The organism is Photobacterium sp. R1, assembly GCF_054600795.1.
This window is the reverse complement of sequence record NZ_BAAHZP010000069.1, coordinates 1-508: the sequence shown is the minus strand read 5'-3', so window position 1 is coordinate 508 and position 508 is coordinate 1. Positions and strand designations below refer to the sequence as shown.

The window sequence follows — 508 nt, the reverse complement described above, 5'->3', positions numbered from 1 at the left end:
GAACCTGTCTCCGGTGCAAATGGCTGAATGGCAGTTAGCGCGGGCAACCCTGCGCTACCAGCAAGGCCAGCCCAAAACCGCGCTGGAGACACTGAACTTCCTGCCCTGGTGGACCCTGGCCGACAGTCAGTACCGCCGCTACCATTTGCTGCGTGCCGAGCTGTTGACACAGACAGAACAACACTTTGCCGCCGCCAGAGAGCGCACTTCCCTGTCACAGTATCTGAACAGCAGTGAGAAAGAGGTTAACTGGCAGAATCTGTGGCAAAACCTGTCTCAGTATAATAACCATCAACTCAAAGCAGCCAGCATCAGTGCGGATGAAACCGTACTGCAAGGCTGGGTAGAACTGAGCATAATTAAAAATGCCTCTGCTCAGCGCCCGGTCAGGCTGAAGGCCGAGGTTGAACAGTGGCTGCAAAGCCATCCGGAACATCCGGCCAACAGCTACCTGCCCAAAGAACTGCAGGCTATCATGAGCCTGGAAGTGGTAGAGCTGGAGAAAGTC

Annotated in this window: 1 protein-coding gene; it reads left to right on the top strand. The window is 55.1% G+C overall.

What is annotated here, in order from left to right; translation table 11 throughout:
* A partial coding sequence (locus ACYP03_RS23980; protein ID WP_459782360.1) for a penicillin-binding protein activator occupies positions 1-508 on the top strand: 508 nt, incomplete at both ends.